This window comes from Psychroflexus sp. MES1-P1E (assembly GCF_002836055.1).
Lineage (GTDB): Bacteria > Bacteroidota > Bacteroidia > Flavobacteriales > Flavobacteriaceae > Psychroflexus.
The window spans coordinates 1-19,563 of record NZ_PJBS01000152.1 but is presented as its reverse complement, the minus strand read 5'-3'; the positions used below and the strand labels follow the sequence as shown (position 1 = coordinate 19,563).

Below are 19,563 nucleotides of genomic sequence, written 5' to 3'. Positions count from 1 at the left end.
ACAAAACCAATCTTATATTCCTTAATCGATTTCGCATACTCTTTTTAAAATAGTATAGGTGAGTATAAATTAAGCTTTTAAGCTAAAATTAAATGCATTAAGCCACATAAAAATCAGTTGAAATTCTAAATTTGGAAATTATTTTATACAGTGATTTCTAAACCGTCAGCTTCAAAACCCTTATTTAAAAAGATTCTTCGAATTCTTTCTAGGATAGTACTATCTATTCTTATCCTTTTTATTCTTCTTATTTTGTTTGTGAGAAGTCCTTGGGGACAAGACCTTATTATTGAGAAAGTAACCAAGTATGTCAGTGAGAAAATCGACACTAAATTTGAAATTGGTAAACTCTATCTCAGCTTCTCTGGAAACTTAACTATAGAAGAACTTCTTTTGGAAGATACCTCTCAAGATACTCTTATGTATTCAAGATATCTAGAAGCAGATGTTCCCCTTTACCCAATTGTCTTTGGTCACCAATTAAAAGTTGATCTAGTAGATTGGAAGGGCTTGAAAGCAAATGTGAGTCGAAAAGACTCCATCGAGGGCTTTAATTTTCAATTTATCATTGATGCTTTTGCGTCATCACCAGAAGAGAATCCTAGAAGTAATAAGGAAGAAACCCCTTTAGATGTTTCTTTAGGAGTTATTTCTTTTGAAGAGTTTCAATTGTCCTATCAAGATGAGGTGACAGGGATTGATACAGAGCTCACCTTAGGCAAATTTTATTTAGAGAGTAAATCGATTGATCTGGAGGCGATGAAGTTTCAGTTGTCTGAACTCAATTTGGAGAATACAAGTATCACTTATCACCAATTTAAGCACTTCGAAAGTGAGAATACTGAAGAAGAGTCAGATTTGCCTTGGATTATTGTTGACGATTTAAGTATAAAGAAGCTCGATTTAAGGTATAATTCTAGTCCTGAAGATACCAAGGCAGACGTCTTTCTGGATGAATTTGCCTTTTCAAATTTAGATACCAATTTAAACCTGCAAACGATTTCACTTCAAAATCTGGTGTTACGTGACAGCCAGTTTGCTTTGGAGGTGAATTCAAACTCATCTGAATCTGAAGTTGAGCTGACTGATAAACCTCAAAAACCGAAAGATTCATTTTCTTGGCCAAAGTGGACTGTTGAAGTTGGTGAAGTTGATGTCGTAAATAACAGTGTGAGCATTCTTCAAAATGGAAAACAGCCCGTTAAAGGTGAATTTTCTACAGAAGCCCTTTCAGTTATAGATTTGAACTTTAAGGCTGAATCTATTCTACTTTCTAAAGAAGAAGACCTCAGTTTTACTCTTAATAATTTTCAATTTAAGGAAGAAAGTGGAATTGAAGTAAGGGAATTTAAAGTAAACGCAATCTTAAATTCAAAAGAAATCAGACTCAATGAGTTGAGATTTAAAGTCAATACAAGTTTAGTTTATGCGGACTTGAATTTGAATTACGCTTCAATCCAAGCCTTAATTGACGATCCCTTGCAATCTACTTTTGATCTTGTAGTTTCCGATTTGCAATTACATGTTGCAGATGCTTATGTGTTTTTACCAGAATTGAAATCCAATGCCCAAATCAACGCACTAGCCAGTCACAATTTTAAAGGAAATTTTAAAGCGAAGGGGAGTCCAAAGTCGATGGCTATTTCAACTTTTGACCTTAACTGGGGAAAGGATACGCGATTGAAGCTATCGGGAACATTAGAAAATGTAACGGATAGTAATCCATTGAGTTTCAATTTTGAAAGGTATACGGCACATTCTTCTCGAGCTGATATGTCTAAATTCATTTCAGCTAAAGAGTTAGGAATTTCAATCCCAAAAACTATTAACGTAAAGGGGAGCTTAAAAAAAGAAGCTATAGGATTCTCGACAAGCAGTGAATTGGAAATTCCAGAAGGAATTGTCAAACTCAATGGTAATTTCCAAAGTGAGCCCCTTTTAAAATATGCAATAGATCTAGAGGTTAACTCTTTAAAGCTTGGTGAATTATTTCAAAATCCAGAAGTGGGCAATCTTTCTTTAAGGTTATCTTCTAAAGGAGAAGGTGAATCTATCAACGATCTTTCTGCGGAGTTAACCTCTACTATTGACAGCCTCCGCTGGAACACGTACACCTTTTCAGGACTACAAATCGAAGGGGCGCTTAAAAAGGGTAAAGGTGATGTGAAATTTGATTACAGTGATGAAAATATTCAAATGGAGTTGGTTTCGGAGTTAGAATTGGACTCCGTTTCTTCAAAAGTTGATCTTATCTTTGATTTAAAGGGAATAAGAACTCAAAATCTGGGGCTAACAGATAAGGACTTAAAAGCAAAAGTTTTAGCCAATCTTCAATTTGAAGGAAATTCTACCCAATTTGAATTTGATGCTCAATTGAAAGAGGGCCTAGTTGTTTATGACCAAAAGCCATACTATTTAGGGAAATTTGATTTTACATCTAAAGTGGATGCTACAAAAACGACTACAGCTATATCAAGTGAATTCTTAAATGGAAGTTTAGAGGGCAATGCAAGTGTAAATCGAATTTCAAAAGCATTGGGACATCATTTTGAACGCTATGCTAACGACTCCTTAGTCATAGAGAACCCAAAAAAACCTGTAATACTGAAACTTAACCTGTCTTTTATAGAGTCCCCCATACTCTCTGATATATTTCTAGAAGGTATTCAGAAAATGGACACCTTGAGATCTACTATTAATTTTAACGAGAGCAGCGAGAAATTATCTGTCAATCTGAATTTGCCCTATATCAATTATCAGGGGAATGAAATTCATGGACTTATTTTTGATTTTAATTCAGAAGAAACGACCGCTGAATTTAATTTAGGCTTTGATCATATTCTTGCAGGGCCAATAGACATAGCTACAACTGATATTTCAGGTCAATTTTTGAATAAAAAATTGAATGTAGACCTTAAGGCCTTTAAAGATGAAAAAGAATTTTTCAATTCTACAGTGCATATCGATTTTGAAGAGAATGGCCTTTACCGTTTGTATGTGTCTCCAGAAAACTTGATATTGAATGGATCTTCATGGTCTATACTAGAAAATAATGAAATCGTTTATCAACCAAACCGTTTAAAAATAAGTGATTTTAAGCTGAGTAGAGAGGTACAAGAAATTGTCATCGGCGATAATTTTGATGAGGAAAGAACCCATGTCGGAATTGATTTTAAAAATTTTAAATTGTCTAGTATCACTAGCTATTTAAATCCAGACGAATCTTTGGCTAGCGGGGAGTTGAGTGGCAATTTTATTATCATTGAGCCATTTACGTCTAAAGGCCTGCTTTCTAACTTAAAAATTGAAGACCTTAAGGTCGTTCAAGTTCCGATAGGGAATTTTAAACTTCAGGCGGAAGCAAGGTCTGAAGACGATTATGAGCTTAATGTCAGCTTAAAGGATGGTGGTATAGATTTTAATATGGACGGTTTTTATCATACTAATATTAAGGAGTCTAATGTTGACTTTGATTTTGTTCTCAATACACTCGAACTTAATAGTCTGGAACAATTTGCTCCAGACTATTTGAAAGATACAGAGGGGGAAGTTAAAGGAGAGTTCAAGATCAATGGTAAACTAGATCATATAAACTATACTGGTTTCTTAGCCTTTAAAGATGCTCGATTCAATCCCAAGACATTGAATACTATATTCAAGCTCAAAGATGAAAGAATTGATCTTAAGAAGGGTGAAGTGAGTCTATCCAACTTCACCATTCAGGATGAAGATGGGAATAAATTTACAGTCAATGGCAGTATGGGCTTGGAAGAGTTCACAAATCCAAAATTCAATTTAAGCTTTGATGCTAAGAATTTCCAAGTATTAGATTCTACTATAGAAGACAATAGTTTGTATTATGGGAAACTCATCTTTGACGCTTCTGCTAAGCTAAAAGGAGATTTGGAATTCCCTAAGATTGATTTAGATCTAAGGGTGAACGGAAAGTCGGATCTTACTTATAGTGTTCCAGAATCTCGTGCTAGTATAGAAGAACGAGAGGGTATAGTGATTTTTGTGAATAAAGAAAATCCAGATAATATTTTAACTCAGCAAAAGGAAAATGCTACGGATGCTGTTATTTCTGGAATTGAGTTAAATAGCACCATCAAAATACAGAAGAAATCTAAAGTGAAAGTCGTCATCAATAAAAGAACTGATGATAATATAAGCATAGAAGGTGGTGGTGATTTTAAATTTGATATTGCCAGAAATGGAAATATGAATCTAGTAGGAAAATATGAAGTTTCCAAAGGGAGCGTCGAACTTAACTTTTACAATGTTGTAAAGAGAAAATTTGAAATAGCTCCCTCAAGTTCTATCTCTTGGAGTGGGAATCCTTACAATGCGGATTTGAATTTAAGAGCTATTTACAATATCGAAACCTCTGCAAGTTCTTTAATGGCTTCACAAACTGCTGGAGAAAATGCATTCATACAAAATCGATACAAACAACAACTTCCATTTATGGTTTATATGGATGTGGGAGGAGAATTGATGTCGCCAGATTTATCTTTTCAACTAGACATGCCAGAGGAGAGTCAAGGTGCTATTAATGGATCTGTCTACGGTAAACTATCTCAAATCAACCAGCAAGACGATAAACTCAATAAACAGGTCTTCTCTTTATTGGTGCTTAATAAATTTTATCCAGAATCTGGGAGTGATGGAAGTCAAGGGGGTGTTGCATCCATGGCGAGAGATAATCTAAACCAAGCTTTGTCCGATCAACTCAATACCTTTTCTGATAAACTGATGGGTAATTCAGGTATAAATCTCAATTTTGATCTTACTAGTTATACAGATTATCAAGGCAGTGATGCCATGGGAAGAACCGACCTTGATGTTACAGCCCAAAAGAAATTATTTGATGAGAGACTTGTGGTGGAAGCAGGTAGCCAAATGAATGTGGAAGGTGGTCAAAGGCCCGGGGAAAGTCAAGCTGTTCTGGGAAATGTAAGTGTAGAGTATTTATTGACACAAGATGGGCGATGGAAATTACGAGGCTTCAGAAAAAGCGAGTATGAAAATGTTATTGATGGTCAAGTCTTCATAAGTGGTATTGCTCTCATTTTCACCAGAGAGTTTAACAAATTTAAAGTGCTTTGGGATAAAGCTTATAGGAAATCTTTAAAGGCAGAGTCTGTCAATAGGAAAAGAATAAAGAATAAAGAATAAAGAAGAAGAGGTTAAGGACCAAGAACCTAATAAACAGTAAAAATGACTATGCTTACAAAAAGATCAACACTATATTTATACCTTATTATTCTTGTCGTGTTGACGTCCTCATGTCGTCTTAATAAGTTTTTACCTCAAGATAAAACTTTGTTCACAGGAGCAGAGATAGAAGTCAATGCCGATGAGGTTAAGGAGATATCCGAATTAAAATCAAAGTTAAATTCAGCAATTAAGAGAAATGCTAACTCCTCGTTTTTAGGGAGGCGTCTAGGTCTTTATTATCATTTTAAAGCCCAAAAAGAAAACTCTGGTTTCATCAATAAATTTCTCGATAAACAGATAGGCGAAGTTCCTTATTATTTTGAATCTATTGATATTGATACAGATGAAAATATTCTTGCTAATCGATTGCAGAATAGTGGTTATTTTGGAAGTAAGGTGACGTCTTCTGTAGAAAGAGACTCTACAGATAGATCTATATCGGTGAAGTATAGTATTGATTTAGCAAAACCCTACCGAATGAAGTCTTACACACTTCAAAAGACTTTAGAGGATACCCTAACTATTTACAAGGACATTCAATCCTCATTACAAAGTTCTATTATAAAAGAAAATGGTCTTTTCGATTTGACTCTACTAAAGGCAGAGCGAGAACGGATAAATCAATATTTAAAGCAACGTGGGTATTATAATTTTAATTCAAATTTTTTAATTTTTGAAGCAGATACAAATCACTACGATCACCGAAAATTCGATTTATTTTTAAGGCTTAAAACTAAAGTTCCCAAAAAATCATTAGTTCCTTATAATGTCGATGAGGTAAATATCCACCCCAATCGTTTATTGTCTAGTGAAACAGAGACAAGGGATACCACAAATTATATGGGTTATAATTTTATTCAGGACAGCGTCTTTTTTAAACCAAAGCGGCTAGAGCCTTATGTTTTGATTGAGTTAAATAAAGCTTATAATCCCGAAACTTCCAAATATACCAGTAGGCGATTATCCTCTTTACAGACCTATAAATTTGTAAATATCAATTATACAGAAAAAGATACGCTTGAAAATAATGAGGGGAACAGGCATCTAAAAGCAGATATCTACTTATCTCCTTTGAATAAGAGATCATTAAGGTTAGAATTACAAGCGGTCACAAAGTCTAATAATTTTTCTGGACCAAACTTAAGTGTGGTGTACTCGAATAGAAATCTCTTTAAAGGAGGAGAACTATTACGATTATCTGCTAGTGGTGGATACGAGCAGCAATTTTTTGGTCGAACTGGTGATCAAGGATTAAGCAGTATCCAGCTAGGTCTAAATGCCTCAATTTTGTTTCCAAGATTAATTTTCCCGATAGATCTTAGTGAAAGTTTTGAATATGCTATTCCCAAAACCAAAGTCAGTTTTGGTCTGGATTATTTAAACAGGACTCAACTTTATACATTGAATTCTGTTTCCTCTTCCTTTGGTTACTTGTGGGAAGGGAACAGGTATGTCACCCACGAGTTAAGACCTCTTACTATTCAATATGTGAGCTTGGGGGAAACCTCTGCTGAATTTGATCAAATCTTAGATGAAAATCCATTTTTGAGACGAAGTTTTGATCAGCAATTTATTGCAGGGTTAACCTATAACTTCACTTACGATGAGATCGTAGACCAATCTAAAAGTGGAGGTCTTTATTTCAGGGCAAATTACGATATGGCAGGTAATGCTTTAAACTTTGTAGGATCTGAAAATGACCAAAGACAAAATATTTTCCTAGGTTTGGAATATGCGCATTACCTCAAAGCCGATATAGAATTCAGATACCATTTAAAGTTAGATAATAATCGTCAAAAATTGGTCGCTAGAATTTTTGGAGGAGTCGGTCAACCGCTAGGAACTACAGAGTCACTCCCTTTTGTAAAACAATATTTTTCGGGAGGTCCTTATAGTGTAAGAGCTTTTAGAATTCGCTCGTTAGGACCAGGAACCTATTCTCCAGAGGATGGATCTAACTCTTTTTTCGATCAATCTGGAGATATTAAATTGGAAGCCAATTTGGAATATAGGTTTCCTATAACTGAATTTCTTAACGCTGCCTTTTTTGCAGATGCAGGAAACGTATGGCTTATGCAGGACAATGAAGCTATCCCGGGAGGAAGGTTTTCTTCAAGTTTCATGAATGAGTTGGGAGCTGGAATAGGCTTTGGATTAAGAGTAGACATCCAAGGCTTTGTAATAAGGCTAGATTTGGCCTCTCCAATAAAAGAACCCTCTACATCTTGGAATTTTGAGTCTTCAAGCCCCGTTCTCAATTTTGCTATAGGATACCCTTTTTAAAAAACTAAAGTTAATACTGTTCCTGATCGCTAGGAAACTTTGCAGCCTTTACATCGCTGTTATACTGTTGGATAGCGTCTGTCATTACCGTATTTAAATCGGCATAGCGACGTAAGAATCGAGGGTTGAATTCTTTATTCATCCCCAGCATATCATGAAGAACGAGAACCTGGCCATCTACTCCAGCTCCAGCACCAATGCCTATAACAGGAACTTGAACACTTTTAGCAACTTCTTCAGCTAACTTGGCAGGAACTTTTTCAAGAACTATTGCAAAACAACCTATTTTTTCAAGCATTAAAGCATCTTCTTTTAGTTGTTGCGCTTCATACTCTTCTTTAGCTCTTACGGTATAAGCACCAAATTTATAAATAGATTGAGGTGTTAATCCAAGATGTCCCATCACAGGAACCCCAGCTTTTAAAATGCGTTTTATGGAATCTTTTATTTCACCACCTCCTTCCATCTTGACAGCATGGGCTCCACTTTCCTTCATAATTCTTATGGAGGAACGCAAAGCCTCTCTAGGATCACCTTGATAACTTCCGAAAGGAAGGTCTACGACTACCAAAGCTCTTTTAACTCCACGAATTACTCCAGAAGCATGATAGATCATTTGGTCTAAGGTTATGGGTAAAGTAGTCTCATGACCAGCCATCACATTAGAAGCAGAATCACCCACCAAAATTACATCGATTCCTGCCTGATCCACAATTTGGGCCATGGTAAAATCATAAGAAGTCAACATAGAAATTTTCTCAGCATTCGCTTTCATCTCTATTAAGGACTTTACAGTAATTCTCTTATATTGTTTTTTGGCTACTGACATAATTTTCATTTTATTTGGAAAGCAAAATTAGTTATTTTTAACCTTACGCTCAAACGATTTCTTAACTTGGTTTAAAACCTTTTACTTATGAATTATATTCTCTTTGACGATCATCTTCATCAACAGTTTTTACCCTTAACTTATACGAGACCAATATCAGAACTTCGTTTGGGAATTCATACCCTTAAAGAAAAATGGGAACACCACTTAAAGGCCTCAACTTCTTATAAAACAGAAGCCTATTTGGCCTCAAAATACACTGAACATCTAGAGGATGAAAACGTGTATATAAACTCTCGATATTTGCCTTCAGTTGCATTGTTAGCGGCTATTAAAAATCTTAAATTAGGTGAAGCTTTAAAGCACGAAGACATCGTTATAGCCTATTTATTGACTAAAGAGGGGAGTAATGATCTGTCAACTTTTATAGGCGTCCAAGTCGATTTTGATGTAGATTGTATTCAAACTGTTACGGACTTGTTTTCAAAAAACCATTCTGCAATACACTCAGATTTCAAATTAGTGACTGAAGGGAGAACGTCACAGCCTATACCGGATACGGTGACTTGCTTTAACAAAGAACAAATTTTTATAGAAGAAGGAGCAAAGCTTTATAATGGAACATTAAACGCTACTGAAGGTCCAATTTACATCGGTAAAAATGCAGAAGTAATGGAGAATTCAGCCATTAGAGGACCGTTTGCACTTTGTGAACAGTCCACTATAAAAATGGGGGCAAAAATGTATACAGGAACTACTGTAGGTCCACATTCAAAAGTAGGTGGGGAGGTAAGTAATTCAATGATTCTAGGCTATTCTAACAAAGGTCATGATGGATTTTTGGGCAATTCTGTTATTGGTGAATGGTGCAACCTCGGCGCGGATACCAACACCTCCAACCTCAAAAATAATTATACGACTGTTAAATTATGGGATCACCAAAATTCTAGGTTTAAAGACACTGGACTTCAGTTTTGTGGATTGATTATGGGAGACCATTCCAAGTGTAGTATCAATATGATGTTTAATACAGGAACTAGTGTTGGCGTGAGTGCCAATATTTTTGGATCCGGATTTCCACGTAATTTTATACCTAGTTTTAGTTGGGGCGGAAGTCAAGGAACCATGACTTATAAATTGGAGAAGGTGTTTGAAGTTGCAGAGTTAGTGATGCAGAGACGCGGCATACCCCTGTCTGAAATAGATAGAGGCATACTTGAGCATATTTTTATGTCCACTAAAACACATAGAAGAGATTAGTTTAGTTATTCTTTGGATAAATGAAGATTTTCTTAAACTGACAATTTGGATATAAGAGATTTACTCTCGCATCTTATTAATTTTATAAAACCATATGCACAAAGCATAAGATAGGTTATACTTTTTCTAATTAGCATCGGTCAATAGTAAATGAATAAAAAAATCAAATTTTTTTTAAGATTAAAGTATTCTAAAATTTTAGTAGATGCTGTAAAGGACTTCACGTCTAATGAGTCTTTGAGTTTTGCGGCAGGAACAGCATTTTACACCATTTTTAGTTTACCCGCTTTTCTTATTATTATCCTTAACCTTGGCGCAAGCCTATATCAAAGAGCGGAAATTAAAGAAGAGCTTTTTGCTCAAATCACCAATGTGGCAGGTGAGGAATCTAGGCAGACCTTGGAAAGTATATTAGAAAATTTTGCTCTAAATTCAGATAGTAAGATATCTGCGACTGTAGCGATCTTACTACTCGTTTTTAGTGCAACTACTGTTTTTATAAGCCTTCAAAAAGCCATTAATCATATTTGGCATATCAAACCAAAACCAAACAGAAGTTGGTTAAAACTTGCCATCGATAGGCTTTTAAGTTTTTCTGTTGTGCTTGCTATAGGTTTTATACTGGTTGTTTCGCTTGTTTTGGATGCCATAGTGTCCTATACGTTTGGAAAATTAGATACTGTTTTTCCTGACTTTAATCTTGAATTGATTTCTATTGTTCAAATTATAACATCTCAACTTATTCTTATTATCATTTTTGCATTGATGTATAAAATCCTACCAGATGCTAATGTTCGATGGAAAGATACTTGGACTGGCGCTATCATAACAGCAGTCTTATTTATTGTTGGGAAATTCTTTATAGGCCTATATATGAGTACAAACGACCTCAGTTCTACTTATGGCGCAGCGGGTTCCCTAGTTATCCTTCTTATTTGGGTGTATTATTCAGTGGTCATTTTTCTATTTGGAGCTCAAATTACCTATTATGTAGCAGAACAAATAGGTGGGGGAGTGATAGCTAAAGCTCAGGCTGTAAAAGTTAAAGAAATAGAAGTCGAAGATTAATCTTTAAAATCTTTCCCTAAACTTTTGGTTATCAAAAAATTGCTGTATTTTTGCAAGCCTTTTCAGTGCAATACAGGAAACATTTAAAAGGTTGATTTTAAACAATTTAATCTCTTCTGCGAGTTTGCTTGAGTTTCCTGGACGAACAGAATACAAATTTTTAATCAGCATATGGCTGAAGATAGACAAACTAACGAGCAACAATCTGTTGCAGATTCAGACGAGCAAACTCAAAACGTAGCTCCTTCTGAACAACAAGTAAATCCAAAACAATTTCTTGAAGATTTCAATTGGCATAAATACGAAGAAGGTATTGATGAGGTTGATGACGAGCAATTGATGGAATTCGAAAAATTGGTTGAGGAAAACTTTGTAGACACTTTACACAACGAAGTTGTTGATGGAACAGTCGTCCACTTAACCGACCAAGATGCTATTATTGACATCAATGCAAAAAGTGAAGGTGTAATTTCTCTTAATGAGTTCCGTTACAATCCAGATCTTAAAATTGGTGACAAAGTAGATGTTCTTATCGATATTAAAGAAGATGCAGAAGGTCAACTTATTCTGTCTCACAGAAAAGCGAGAGTTATTCGTGCTTGGGAGCGTGTTAATAAAGCTCAAGAAGACGGTACTATCGTAAATGGTTTAGTCAAATGTAGAACTAAAGGTGGAATGATTGTCGATGTTTTTGGCATCGAAGCGTTTTTACCAGGTTCTCAAATTGATGTTAAGCCTATTCGTGATTATGACGCTTATGTAGGAAAGAGCATGGAATTCAAGGTGGTTAAGATTAACCATGAATTCAAAAATGTTGTTGTTTCTCACAAAGCGCTTATCGAAGCCGATATTGAAGAGCAGAAGAAAGAAATCATCGGTCAACTAGAAAAAGGACAAGTACTAGAAGGTGTTGTGAAAAACATCACTTCTTACGGAGTCTTTGTCGATCTTGGTGGTGTTGATGGATTGGTCCACATTACAGACTTATCATGGTCTAGAATCAATCATCCAAACGAGGTGGTTGAACTTGATCAAAAATTAAATGTTGTTATTCTTGATTTTGATGAAGATAAAACAAGAATTCAATTAGGTTTAAAACAATTACATAAACATCCATGGGATGCCCTTGATGAAGGTCTGAAAATAGGTGATGTTGTAAATGGAACTGTAACTGTAATCGCAGATTATGGTGCATTTATCGAAGTTGAAGAAGGTGTTGAAGGTTTAATCCACGTTTCAGAAATGTCTTGGAGTACTCACTTAAGATCAGCTCAAGATTTTGTAAAAGTTGGTGACAAAGTAGAAGCTAAAATCCTTACTCTCGATAGAGAAGACAGAAAAATGTCATTGGGTATCAAGCAACTAACGCCAGATCCATGGACAGACATTACTACTAAATATCCTGTAGGTTCCAAGCATGTTGGACAAGTAAGAAACTTCACAAACTTTGGAGTTTTTGTTGAACTTGAAGAAGGAATTGATGGGTTAATTTATATTTCTGATTTGTCTTGGACTAAGAAAATTAAGCATCCATCAGAATTCTGTAAAGTTGGAGATCAACTTAATGTTGTTGTCTTAGAATTAGATGTTGATGGACGTAAATTGAGTTTAGGACATAAACAAACCGAAACTAATCCTTGGGATAAATATTCTGACGAGTTTGCAGTAGGGTCTAAACATACAGCATCTGTTACAGATCTTGTAGATAAAGGGGCTACAGTAGAGTTTAACGAAGATGTGACCGCATTTGTACCACAACGTTACCTCGAGAAAGAAGATGGAACGAAACTGGCAAAAGGTGAATCTGCAGAATTTATCGTAATTGAATTCAATAAAGAATTCAAACGTGTTGTAGCTTCCCATACATCAGTCTTTAAGGAAGAAGAAGCTCAGATTGTGAAGAAGGCTGCTAAGAAGTCTGAAGATGAATCTAAAAAAACTACTTTCGGAGATGCTAATGCTGAATTACAAGCATTAAAAGATAGAATGGAAAACAAATAATTAAAAGTTTGTTACATACTTAATTAAGCCTGCTCTTTTCGAGCAGGCTTTTTTTTGCTTAGGGTTAAATTTTTTTAAATTTAAATTCAACTTTTATCATTTTCTTTATATTACATAAAAACAGAATTATGTACGAATTGAACACATCATCTTTAGAAAAGTCAAAGGCAATTAAACTATCCTACAGCGATTATGGGAAAGGGCAGCCTATCATTCTTATTCATGGTTGGCCATTAAACCAAAAGATGTGGGAATACCAGGTTGAAGTTCTTGTCCATTCCGGCTATAGAGTTTTAACTTACGATCGAAGAGGCTTTGGACAAAGCTCTAAGCCTTGGGAGAACTACGATTATGATTCTCTCGCTAAAGACTTAAAGGATTTGATAGAAACTCTTAAACTTAAAGACGTTATACTCGTCGGGTTTTCTATGGGTGGAGGAGAGGTCGCCAGGTATATTGGTAATTATGGTACTTCATCTATCGCCAAAGCTATCCTTGTTTCTGCTGTTACACCATTTATGATGGATACCGAAGATAATAAAGGTGTCGATAGCTCTGTTTTTGAAGGAATGAAAGAAGGAATATTTAAAGATAGACCTCAATTCTTCAAAGACTTCGGTAAAAATTTCTATAATTACGAAGCCTTTAAAGGGGATAGAATAAGCGAAGCAATGCTAGAGTTTACTTGGAATTTAGCCATGCAAGGTACACGAAAAGCTACTTTGGATTGCGTAGATAGTTTTGGTAAAACAGATTTTAGAGAAGATTGTAAAAAATTTGATATTCCAACCTTACTTGTTCATGGAGATGCAGATCAAATAGTTCCTATTGAAGTTTCTGCTGAAAGAGCTAAAGGTTTGATTTCTGATGCTCAACTAAAGGTTATAAAAGAGGCCCCACATGGCCTTGTGGTCACTCATCATTCTGAGTTCAATTCAATTCTGCTTAATTTTCTTAAAGGAGAGTAAAGCTAACTTACAATAGAATCACAAAAAATGCCGCTAATAGTGCGGCTTTTTTTGTGAATTAAAATTTGAAATTTGCGTTCTGGTTTTGGTTTTAAGAGTTTTGAAAATCTTACTTTACATCGTGTAAATCTAGGAATGGATACATTCCTCATATAAGAATTGTTGACCTTATATCCTTTTGTCATTCCGACAGAGAAGCTTTTTTTGCTTCGACGAGGAATCTCCGTTTTTTGGCAGGAGATATTCATTAGTCACCCTAAAAAGCACTTTATGAATAATAGTTTTTCTTCAGAATTGTAAAAGGGAATAGATTTGAAGGATAAATGTTAAAAATTTTAATAATCTTTAGTTTTTACTTAACTTTATTTAAAATCAATTAATTATGAAATAAAAACTACTTTTCCCTATAAAATTAAACTTGCTGCTTTTTTTACTTACAACTAGTATTTATCTTAATGCTCAAGGTCTCAAAGAGTATTATATCAAGGAAAAAACAGATGATGCTTTATCTTCTCAAAGTAAATTTCTAAATACTGATGGCTCTTTAGTTTTATGCTTTTATGGTACTGCTTATCAAAATTCTTTAGATCTTGAAGGCGATTTAATGTATTCAGGTCAAAATTTTGAAATTACACTAGATATTACCAAAACTTACAAACTTGAAATGATTGCTGAGAAAGAGGGGTTCAAAGATTATACGGATATTGTAGAGGAAGGTGTTCCTTTTGAAATCAAGAGTCTGTCTCCAAACTCTGCCACTCAAAATGTCCTAGTCAATTACCATGTCGCCAGTGATTCTTCATCCTATATAATGATAACTGATTTGAGTAATGCGCAATCCAACAATTACATATTATATTCAAATGCATCTGAACTCACTATTGACTTATCCAATTTTCAAGCTGGTACTTATGCCATCACTTTAGTGTCTGATGGTAATGTGATTGAATCTAAAAACCTCATTAAAAACTAATATTATGAAAATTCTTAGTCTTATATTATTTTGTCTTTTATTAAATTCATTTCAACTCAAAGCCCAAACCGCAGAAATTCTCGATAATATTTGGTATCTCGAAAAAGTAGTGATAGATCAGGTCGATTATTTAACACCTGATAATGAAGAAATAAATCATATCACATTAGAGTTTGAAGTCGATTTTATTTATTCAGTTCCAATTCCATCTGGATGCTTTGGTTATGCTGGTGAAATTTTATTTGAAAATAATTCTAATTCATTTTCAACTGATGATGCTTCATCTACATTCCCTGAATGCTCACTTCAAGAAAATGCAGAGTTTTACATAAAGTATATAGAAGAATTCTATTGGTTTGAGTCTGGTAATGCTACTCAAATTTTTTTTTATGAAATCACTGAAGAATCTTCTAATCTTAAAAAACTCATTATCACAAACACCAATGACGATCAAGCGGTGTATTATTCAGAAACCTTATCTACGAATGATGTCAATGGTTTTGGTTCGGTACAACTTTATCCTAATCCAGCGGCTTCCCACTTCTCTGTAGAAAGTCAGCTCGTCTTACAACAAATTAGAGTGTATAATGAATTGGGGCAAGTGGTGCTTGAGTTCTTTCCAAAGGCCTCTAAAACTAGCTATGACATTTCAATACTTGCTAAAGGGATTTACTTTGTTGAATTGTCATCATCTGAAGGTAAGAAAACGCTTAAGAAACTGATTAAAAACTAATACAACAGAATATAGTACAATCAAAAAAAGCCACTAACTAGCGGCTTTTTTTTATGCTTAACGTTCAGATTTTGGTTTTAAGAGTTCTGGAAATCTCACTTTAAATCTTGTAAACCTAGGGACAGACACATTTCTGATGTAAGGATTGTTGGGGTTATTGACTTTATAATCCTGATGGTAGTCTTCTGCCATCCAAAATTTGTCAAAGGCCATAACTTCAGCCGCTATGGGTTTGTTGTAGTCTTTGGAAAGAGATTTGATTTTAGTATCAATAATCGCTTTTTGATCCTCGTTTTGATAGAAAATAATAGAACGGTATTGCGATCCAATATCAGGGCCTTGTCCATTTTGCTGTGTCACATTTTGAGATCCAAAATACACATCTACAAGAGTTTCAAAGGCTACCACTTTTGGATCATAAATAACCTCTATAGCTTCAGCATGACCAGTTCTCCCCGTATTGCTAGACTCGTAGGTTGGGTTTTTAGTAGTCCCTCCCGAATATCCAGAAAATACTTCCTCTACACCATTTACGCTCTCATAAAGGGTTTCTACACACCAAAAGCAACCGCTTGCAAAGTAAGCTCTATCAAAAGTATCATCAGAAAAACTTTCTGAAGTCAGTTTACTTGTTGTTTGAGAATTCTGAGCTTTTCCACAGCTCACAAATAGAATGGAAATAAGAATTAAACTATAAAATGATTTCATTTTTTTTGTTCCAAAAATAGGGTTTATAACTAGGATTTTTTTTAAGGTCTCGTTAAATTTTGACATAAAAAAAGCCCAAGATATACTTGGGCTTTATGATATAAGGCAAATTTTAAATTACGACAATTTTGTAAACATCTTTTGCATTTTCTCCTCTTCTTCTCTAGCCAATTCCTGATCTACAAGAATTCTTCCACTGTGTTCATCGATAATTACTTTACGTCTAGCAGCAATTTCAACTTGAACTTGTGGGGGGATAGTAAAGAAAGAACCACCAGAGGCCCCTCTTTGTATGGTCACGACAGCCATACCGTTTTTGACATTTTTTCGAATCCTAGTATAGGCTTTTACCAAGCGCTCTTCGATGTCTTTCTTAAACTTATCTGATTTTAATGCAAGAGCATCTTCTTCTTTTTCAGTTTCTTTTAAGATATTGTCTAACTCAGATTTTTTGTGGTCTAAGTGATTTTGTCTTTCTGCTAATTTTTCTTTAGCGTCTTGAATCACAACTGTTTTATGTTCTATTTGAGCATAGAATTCTTTGATGTGTTTTTGAGCCAATTCAATTTCTAATTCTTGAAATTCAACTTCTTTAGTCAATGCATCAAACTCCCGGTTGTTTCTCACGTTGTCCTGCTGTCCTTTGTATTTTTTGATCATAGCTTCAGCTTCTACGATGGACAGTTTCCTATCTTTTATTTTTTCTTCTGTAATCTCAAGATCAGATTCTAGCTTTTCAATCCTTTTGGTAAGTCCAGCAACTTCATCTTCCAAATCTTCAACTTCAAGAGGTAATTCTCCTCGCATATTTCTAATCTCGTCAATACGTGAGTCTATTAACTGTAAATCATATAAAGCTCTCAATTTCTGCTCTACTGTAACCTCTTTTTTCTTAGCCATAATCAAAAATATTGAATCGGGTTGGTATTGTTATTTGATAAAACGAGTGCAAAATTAGCAAATTTTTCCGTAAGATAAGCATGTATTAATTCTTTTGTAAACTGCTCGCTTTCATAATGCCCAATATCTGCTAAAATGATGCTATTTTCAGCTTTGTAGAAGTCGTGATATTTTAAATCTGCAGTGATGTAAAGGTCCGCTTTCGCTGTTTTAGCTTGATCAATAGCAAAAGCTCCGCTACCGCCTAAAACCGCAATGCGTTTTATATCTTTAGAAATGAACTGGGAATGACGTATGGTTGTGGTCTTGAATACAGACTTCACATGCCTTAGAGCTTCCTCGGCAGTTTTAGCTATCTCAAATTCACCTATCATACCTATCCCTCTCTGTTGATCTACGTTTTCTAAAGTTTCAATTTCATGGGCGACTTCTTCATAAGGATGACTCTTGAAAAGAGCTTTTAAGAGAGAAGATTCAAGATGAGATGAAAATATCATATTAATTTGGACTTCTTCTTCAAATTGTGTGACTCCAGGTGTTCCAATTGTTGGATTGGAATCTTCATTTCCATTAAAAGTACCAATCCCGTTTATATTAAAACTGCAGTAGTTGTAATTTCCTATATTACCGCCGCCAGCGTCAAATAAGGCATGTCTTACGACTTCTGCATTTGCTTTTGGGACATAGGTGGTGAGTTTTTTGATTGTTTTGGATTTTGGAATTAAGATCGAAGTGTTTATCAATCCAAGTTTTTCACACATCATGCCATTCACCCCATTATAAACATTGTCTAAAGCAGTATGCATGGCATATATAGCGATATCATTTTTTATAGCTTTGTGGACTACACGCTCTACATAGTTTTTACGGTTCAACTTCTTTAAGCCCGAAAAAATAATAGGATGAAAACTAATAATCAAGTTGCATTTTTTCTCAATAGCTTCATCAACTATAGTTTCAAGCGTGTCTAGAGTGACTAAAACACCGGTCACCACTGTAGTGAACTCTCCTATAAGAAGGCCTGTGTTATCAAAATCTTCAGCATAGTAAGAAGGGGCTAGTTCTTCTAAAGCATTCGTAAAATCTTTTACAATCATATGAAATTTATTTAATGTCTAAATTTAAAAATTATAATTTTGCAATCATGAAATACTTTAGATATTTCCTTTTTCCATTATCTGTCCTTTACGGCTGTATTTTATCTAGTCGTAATTTTTTATATAATTATAGTTTTTTAAAGTCGAAGTCTTATTCGGTTCCTGTTATCTGCGTGGGAAACCTAAATACAGGAGGCACAGGGAAAACGCCAATGATTGAGCTCTTAGTAAGGATCTTAGGCGAAGATTATAGCTTAGCAACCTTAAGTCGAGGGTATAAGAGGACTACTAAGGGATTTATAGAGGTTAACACTAATCATTCTTCACTGGACGTTGGTGACGAACCATTGCAATTCAAAAAAAACTTCCCAGACTTAAAGGTAGCCGTTGATGGTGATCGGCAGAGAGGAATTTCCAATTTGATAAGCGCTTATCCAAACCTGGAGATGATTCTTCTGGATGATGCCTTTCAACATAGAAAAGTCAAACCAGACTTTTCTATAGTCCTCACCACTTATAAGGATCTTTACGTGAGAGACTTTGTACTTCCCACAGGAAATTTAAGAGAGTTTCAAACGGGTGCAAAACGAGCGGACATGATCATAGTCACTAAGTGTCCAAAGGATTTAAGTAAAACAGAGCAAAAAGATATTGCTTTGCAGTTGAGGCCTAAGCCTTATCAAAAGTTGTTATTTTCTTCAATTTACTATTCTGAATTTGTAACGAATACACTTCAAAAAATAGATGTCAATAGTTTTAATAATTTCACTCTTGTGACCGGTATTGCTAATCCAAGCCCTTTAGTGCGTCATTTAAAAGCTTTGGATAAAGAGTTTAGCCATGAAAAATTCCCAGACCATCATGAATTTTCTGTTACGGAAATACAAAGACTTCAAAAATCACCTTTACTATTGACAACCCAAAAAGACTATATGAGGTTAAAAACTGAGTTCTCACCTGAGAAATTATTCTATCTACCAATTGAATCTCGTATCCTAGATCATCCAGATTCACTGAAATTAAATATAGAAAAGCAACTCTTTGAAAATTTGGAATAGATAGTTACAAACATTTCGAATATTTGCTTGTTTAATAGATTCTTTTATTTAAATTTGCCATCTGAATTAATTTAGTAAAGACGATACGATGAGAAAAGGAATACATCCAGAAAATTATAGAATAGTAGCGTTTAAAGATATGTCCAATGAAGATGTGTTTTTAACAAAATCTACAGCTCAAACCAAAGAAACTCTAGAAGTTGATGGGCAAGAATATCCTCTTATAAAACTTGAAATTTCAAGATCATCACACCCCTTTTATACTGGCAAAACAAAACTTGTTGATAGTGCGGGTCGTATTGATAAGTTTAAAAGCAAATACAAGAAATTCAAAAAAGAAGATAAAAAGGCATAACCCTTTTTTGGTATATAATAAAAACCTTCAATGCAAATTGGAGGTTTTTTTTTGTTTTTAAATTCTAATGACAATAAAGTAAAAAAAGCCTCAAGAATTTATTTCTTGAG

The 19,563-nt window shown here is 34.7% G+C and carries 14 protein-coding genes; 10 read left to right on the top strand and 4 right to left on the bottom strand.

What is annotated here, in order from left to right:
• The first annotated feature begins 150 nt into the window (after window positions 1-150).
• Window positions 151-5,178, top strand: coding sequence for a translocation/assembly module TamB domain-containing protein (locus tag CXF67_RS05310; protein WP_257984601.1), 5,028 nt, complete (start codon window positions 151-153; stop codon window positions 5,176-5,178).
• Window positions 5,179-5,226: 48 nt separating this feature from the next.
• A complete protein-coding gene (gene tamL / locus CXF67_RS05305) occupies window positions 5,227-7,503 on the top strand; it encodes a translocation and assembly module lipoprotein TamL (protein ID WP_102087807.1) in 2,277 nt (758 codons plus the stop codon).
• A 10-nt stretch (window positions 7,504-7,513) separates the two neighbouring features.
• On the opposite strand, the gene panB is transcribed toward tamL, so the two are convergent.
• Window positions 7,514-8,332: a 3-methyl-2-oxobutanoate hydroxymethyltransferase gene (panB, locus tag CXF67_RS05300; RefSeq protein WP_015025521.1), complete on the bottom strand. Its 819-nt coding sequence runs from the start codon at window positions 8,330-8,332 to the stop codon at window positions 7,514-7,516.
• Window positions 8,333-8,419: 87 nt separating this feature from the next.
• On the opposite strand from panB, the gene CXF67_RS05295 reads away from it, so the two are divergent.
• The 6 genes from CXF67_RS05295 (at window position 8,420) to CXF67_RS05265 (ending at window position 15,335) form a co-directional block, all read left to right on the top strand.
• The gene (locus tag CXF67_RS05295) at window positions 8,420-9,592 is read left to right on the top strand and encodes a GlmU family protein (protein ID WP_102087796.1); all 1,173 of its coding nucleotides are present in this window, start codon (window positions 8,420-8,422) and stop codon (window positions 9,590-9,592) included.
• A 150-nt stretch (window positions 9,593-9,742) separates the two neighbouring features.
• A complete protein-coding gene (locus tag CXF67_RS05290) occupies window positions 9,743-10,660 on the top strand; it encodes a YihY/virulence factor BrkB family protein (RefSeq protein ID WP_102087795.1) in 918 nt (305 codons plus the stop codon).
• Window positions 10,661-10,831: 171 nt separating this feature from the next.
• Complete coding sequence (gene rpsA, locus CXF67_RS05285) at window positions 10,832-12,661, top strand: 30S ribosomal protein S1 (RefSeq protein WP_102087794.1); 1,830 nt, start codon at window positions 10,832-10,834, stop codon at window positions 12,659-12,661.
• Window positions 12,662-12,789: 128 nt separating this feature from the next.
• Complete coding sequence (locus CXF67_RS05280; RefSeq protein ID WP_102087793.1) at window positions 12,790-13,629, top strand: alpha/beta fold hydrolase; 840 nt, start codon at window positions 12,790-12,792, stop codon at window positions 13,627-13,629.
• A gap of 418 nt (window positions 13,630-14,047) precedes the next feature.
• A complete protein-coding gene (locus CXF67_RS05270) occupies window positions 14,048-14,602 on the top strand; it encodes a hypothetical protein (RefSeq protein ID WP_102087792.1) in 555 nt (184 codons plus the stop codon).
• Window positions 14,603-14,606: 4 nt separating this feature from the next.
• A complete protein-coding gene (locus CXF67_RS05265; protein ID WP_145990390.1) occupies window positions 14,607-15,335 on the top strand; it encodes a T9SS type A sorting domain-containing protein in 729 nt (242 codons plus the stop codon).
• 57 nt (window positions 15,336-15,392) lie between these two features.
• On the opposite strand, the gene msrA is transcribed toward CXF67_RS05265, so the two are convergent.
• The 3 genes from msrA to CXF67_RS05250 form a co-directional block, all read right to left on the bottom strand.
• Window positions 15,393-16,043: a peptide-methionine (S)-S-oxide reductase MsrA gene (gene msrA, locus CXF67_RS05260; RefSeq protein WP_102087806.1), complete on the bottom strand. Its 651-nt coding sequence runs from the start codon at window positions 16,041-16,043 to the stop codon at window positions 15,393-15,395.
• 117 nt (window positions 16,044-16,160) lie between these two features.
• Window positions 16,161-16,943, bottom strand: coding sequence for a zinc ribbon domain-containing protein (locus CXF67_RS05255; RefSeq protein ID WP_102087790.1), 783 nt, complete (start codon window positions 16,941-16,943; stop codon window positions 16,161-16,163).
• A gap of 2 nt (window positions 16,944-16,945) precedes the next feature.
• A complete protein-coding gene (locus CXF67_RS05250; RefSeq protein ID WP_102087789.1) occupies window positions 16,946-18,040 on the bottom strand; it encodes a Nif3-like dinuclear metal center hexameric protein in 1,095 nt (364 codons plus the stop codon).
• A gap of 47 nt (window positions 18,041-18,087) precedes the next feature.
• Here CXF67_RS05250 and lpxK point away from each other — a divergent pair, with 47 nt between their 5' ends.
• On the top strand, window positions 18,088-19,098 hold the full coding sequence (gene lpxK / locus CXF67_RS05245) for a tetraacyldisaccharide 4'-kinase (protein WP_180957903.1): 1,011 nt from the start codon (window positions 18,088-18,090) through the stop codon (window positions 19,096-19,098).
• 88 nt (window positions 19,099-19,186) lie between these two features.
• A complete protein-coding gene (locus tag CXF67_RS05240; RefSeq protein ID WP_102087787.1) occupies window positions 19,187-19,453 on the top strand; it encodes a type B 50S ribosomal protein L31 in 267 nt (88 codons plus the stop codon).
• Window positions 19,454-19,563 lie beyond the last annotated feature (110 nt).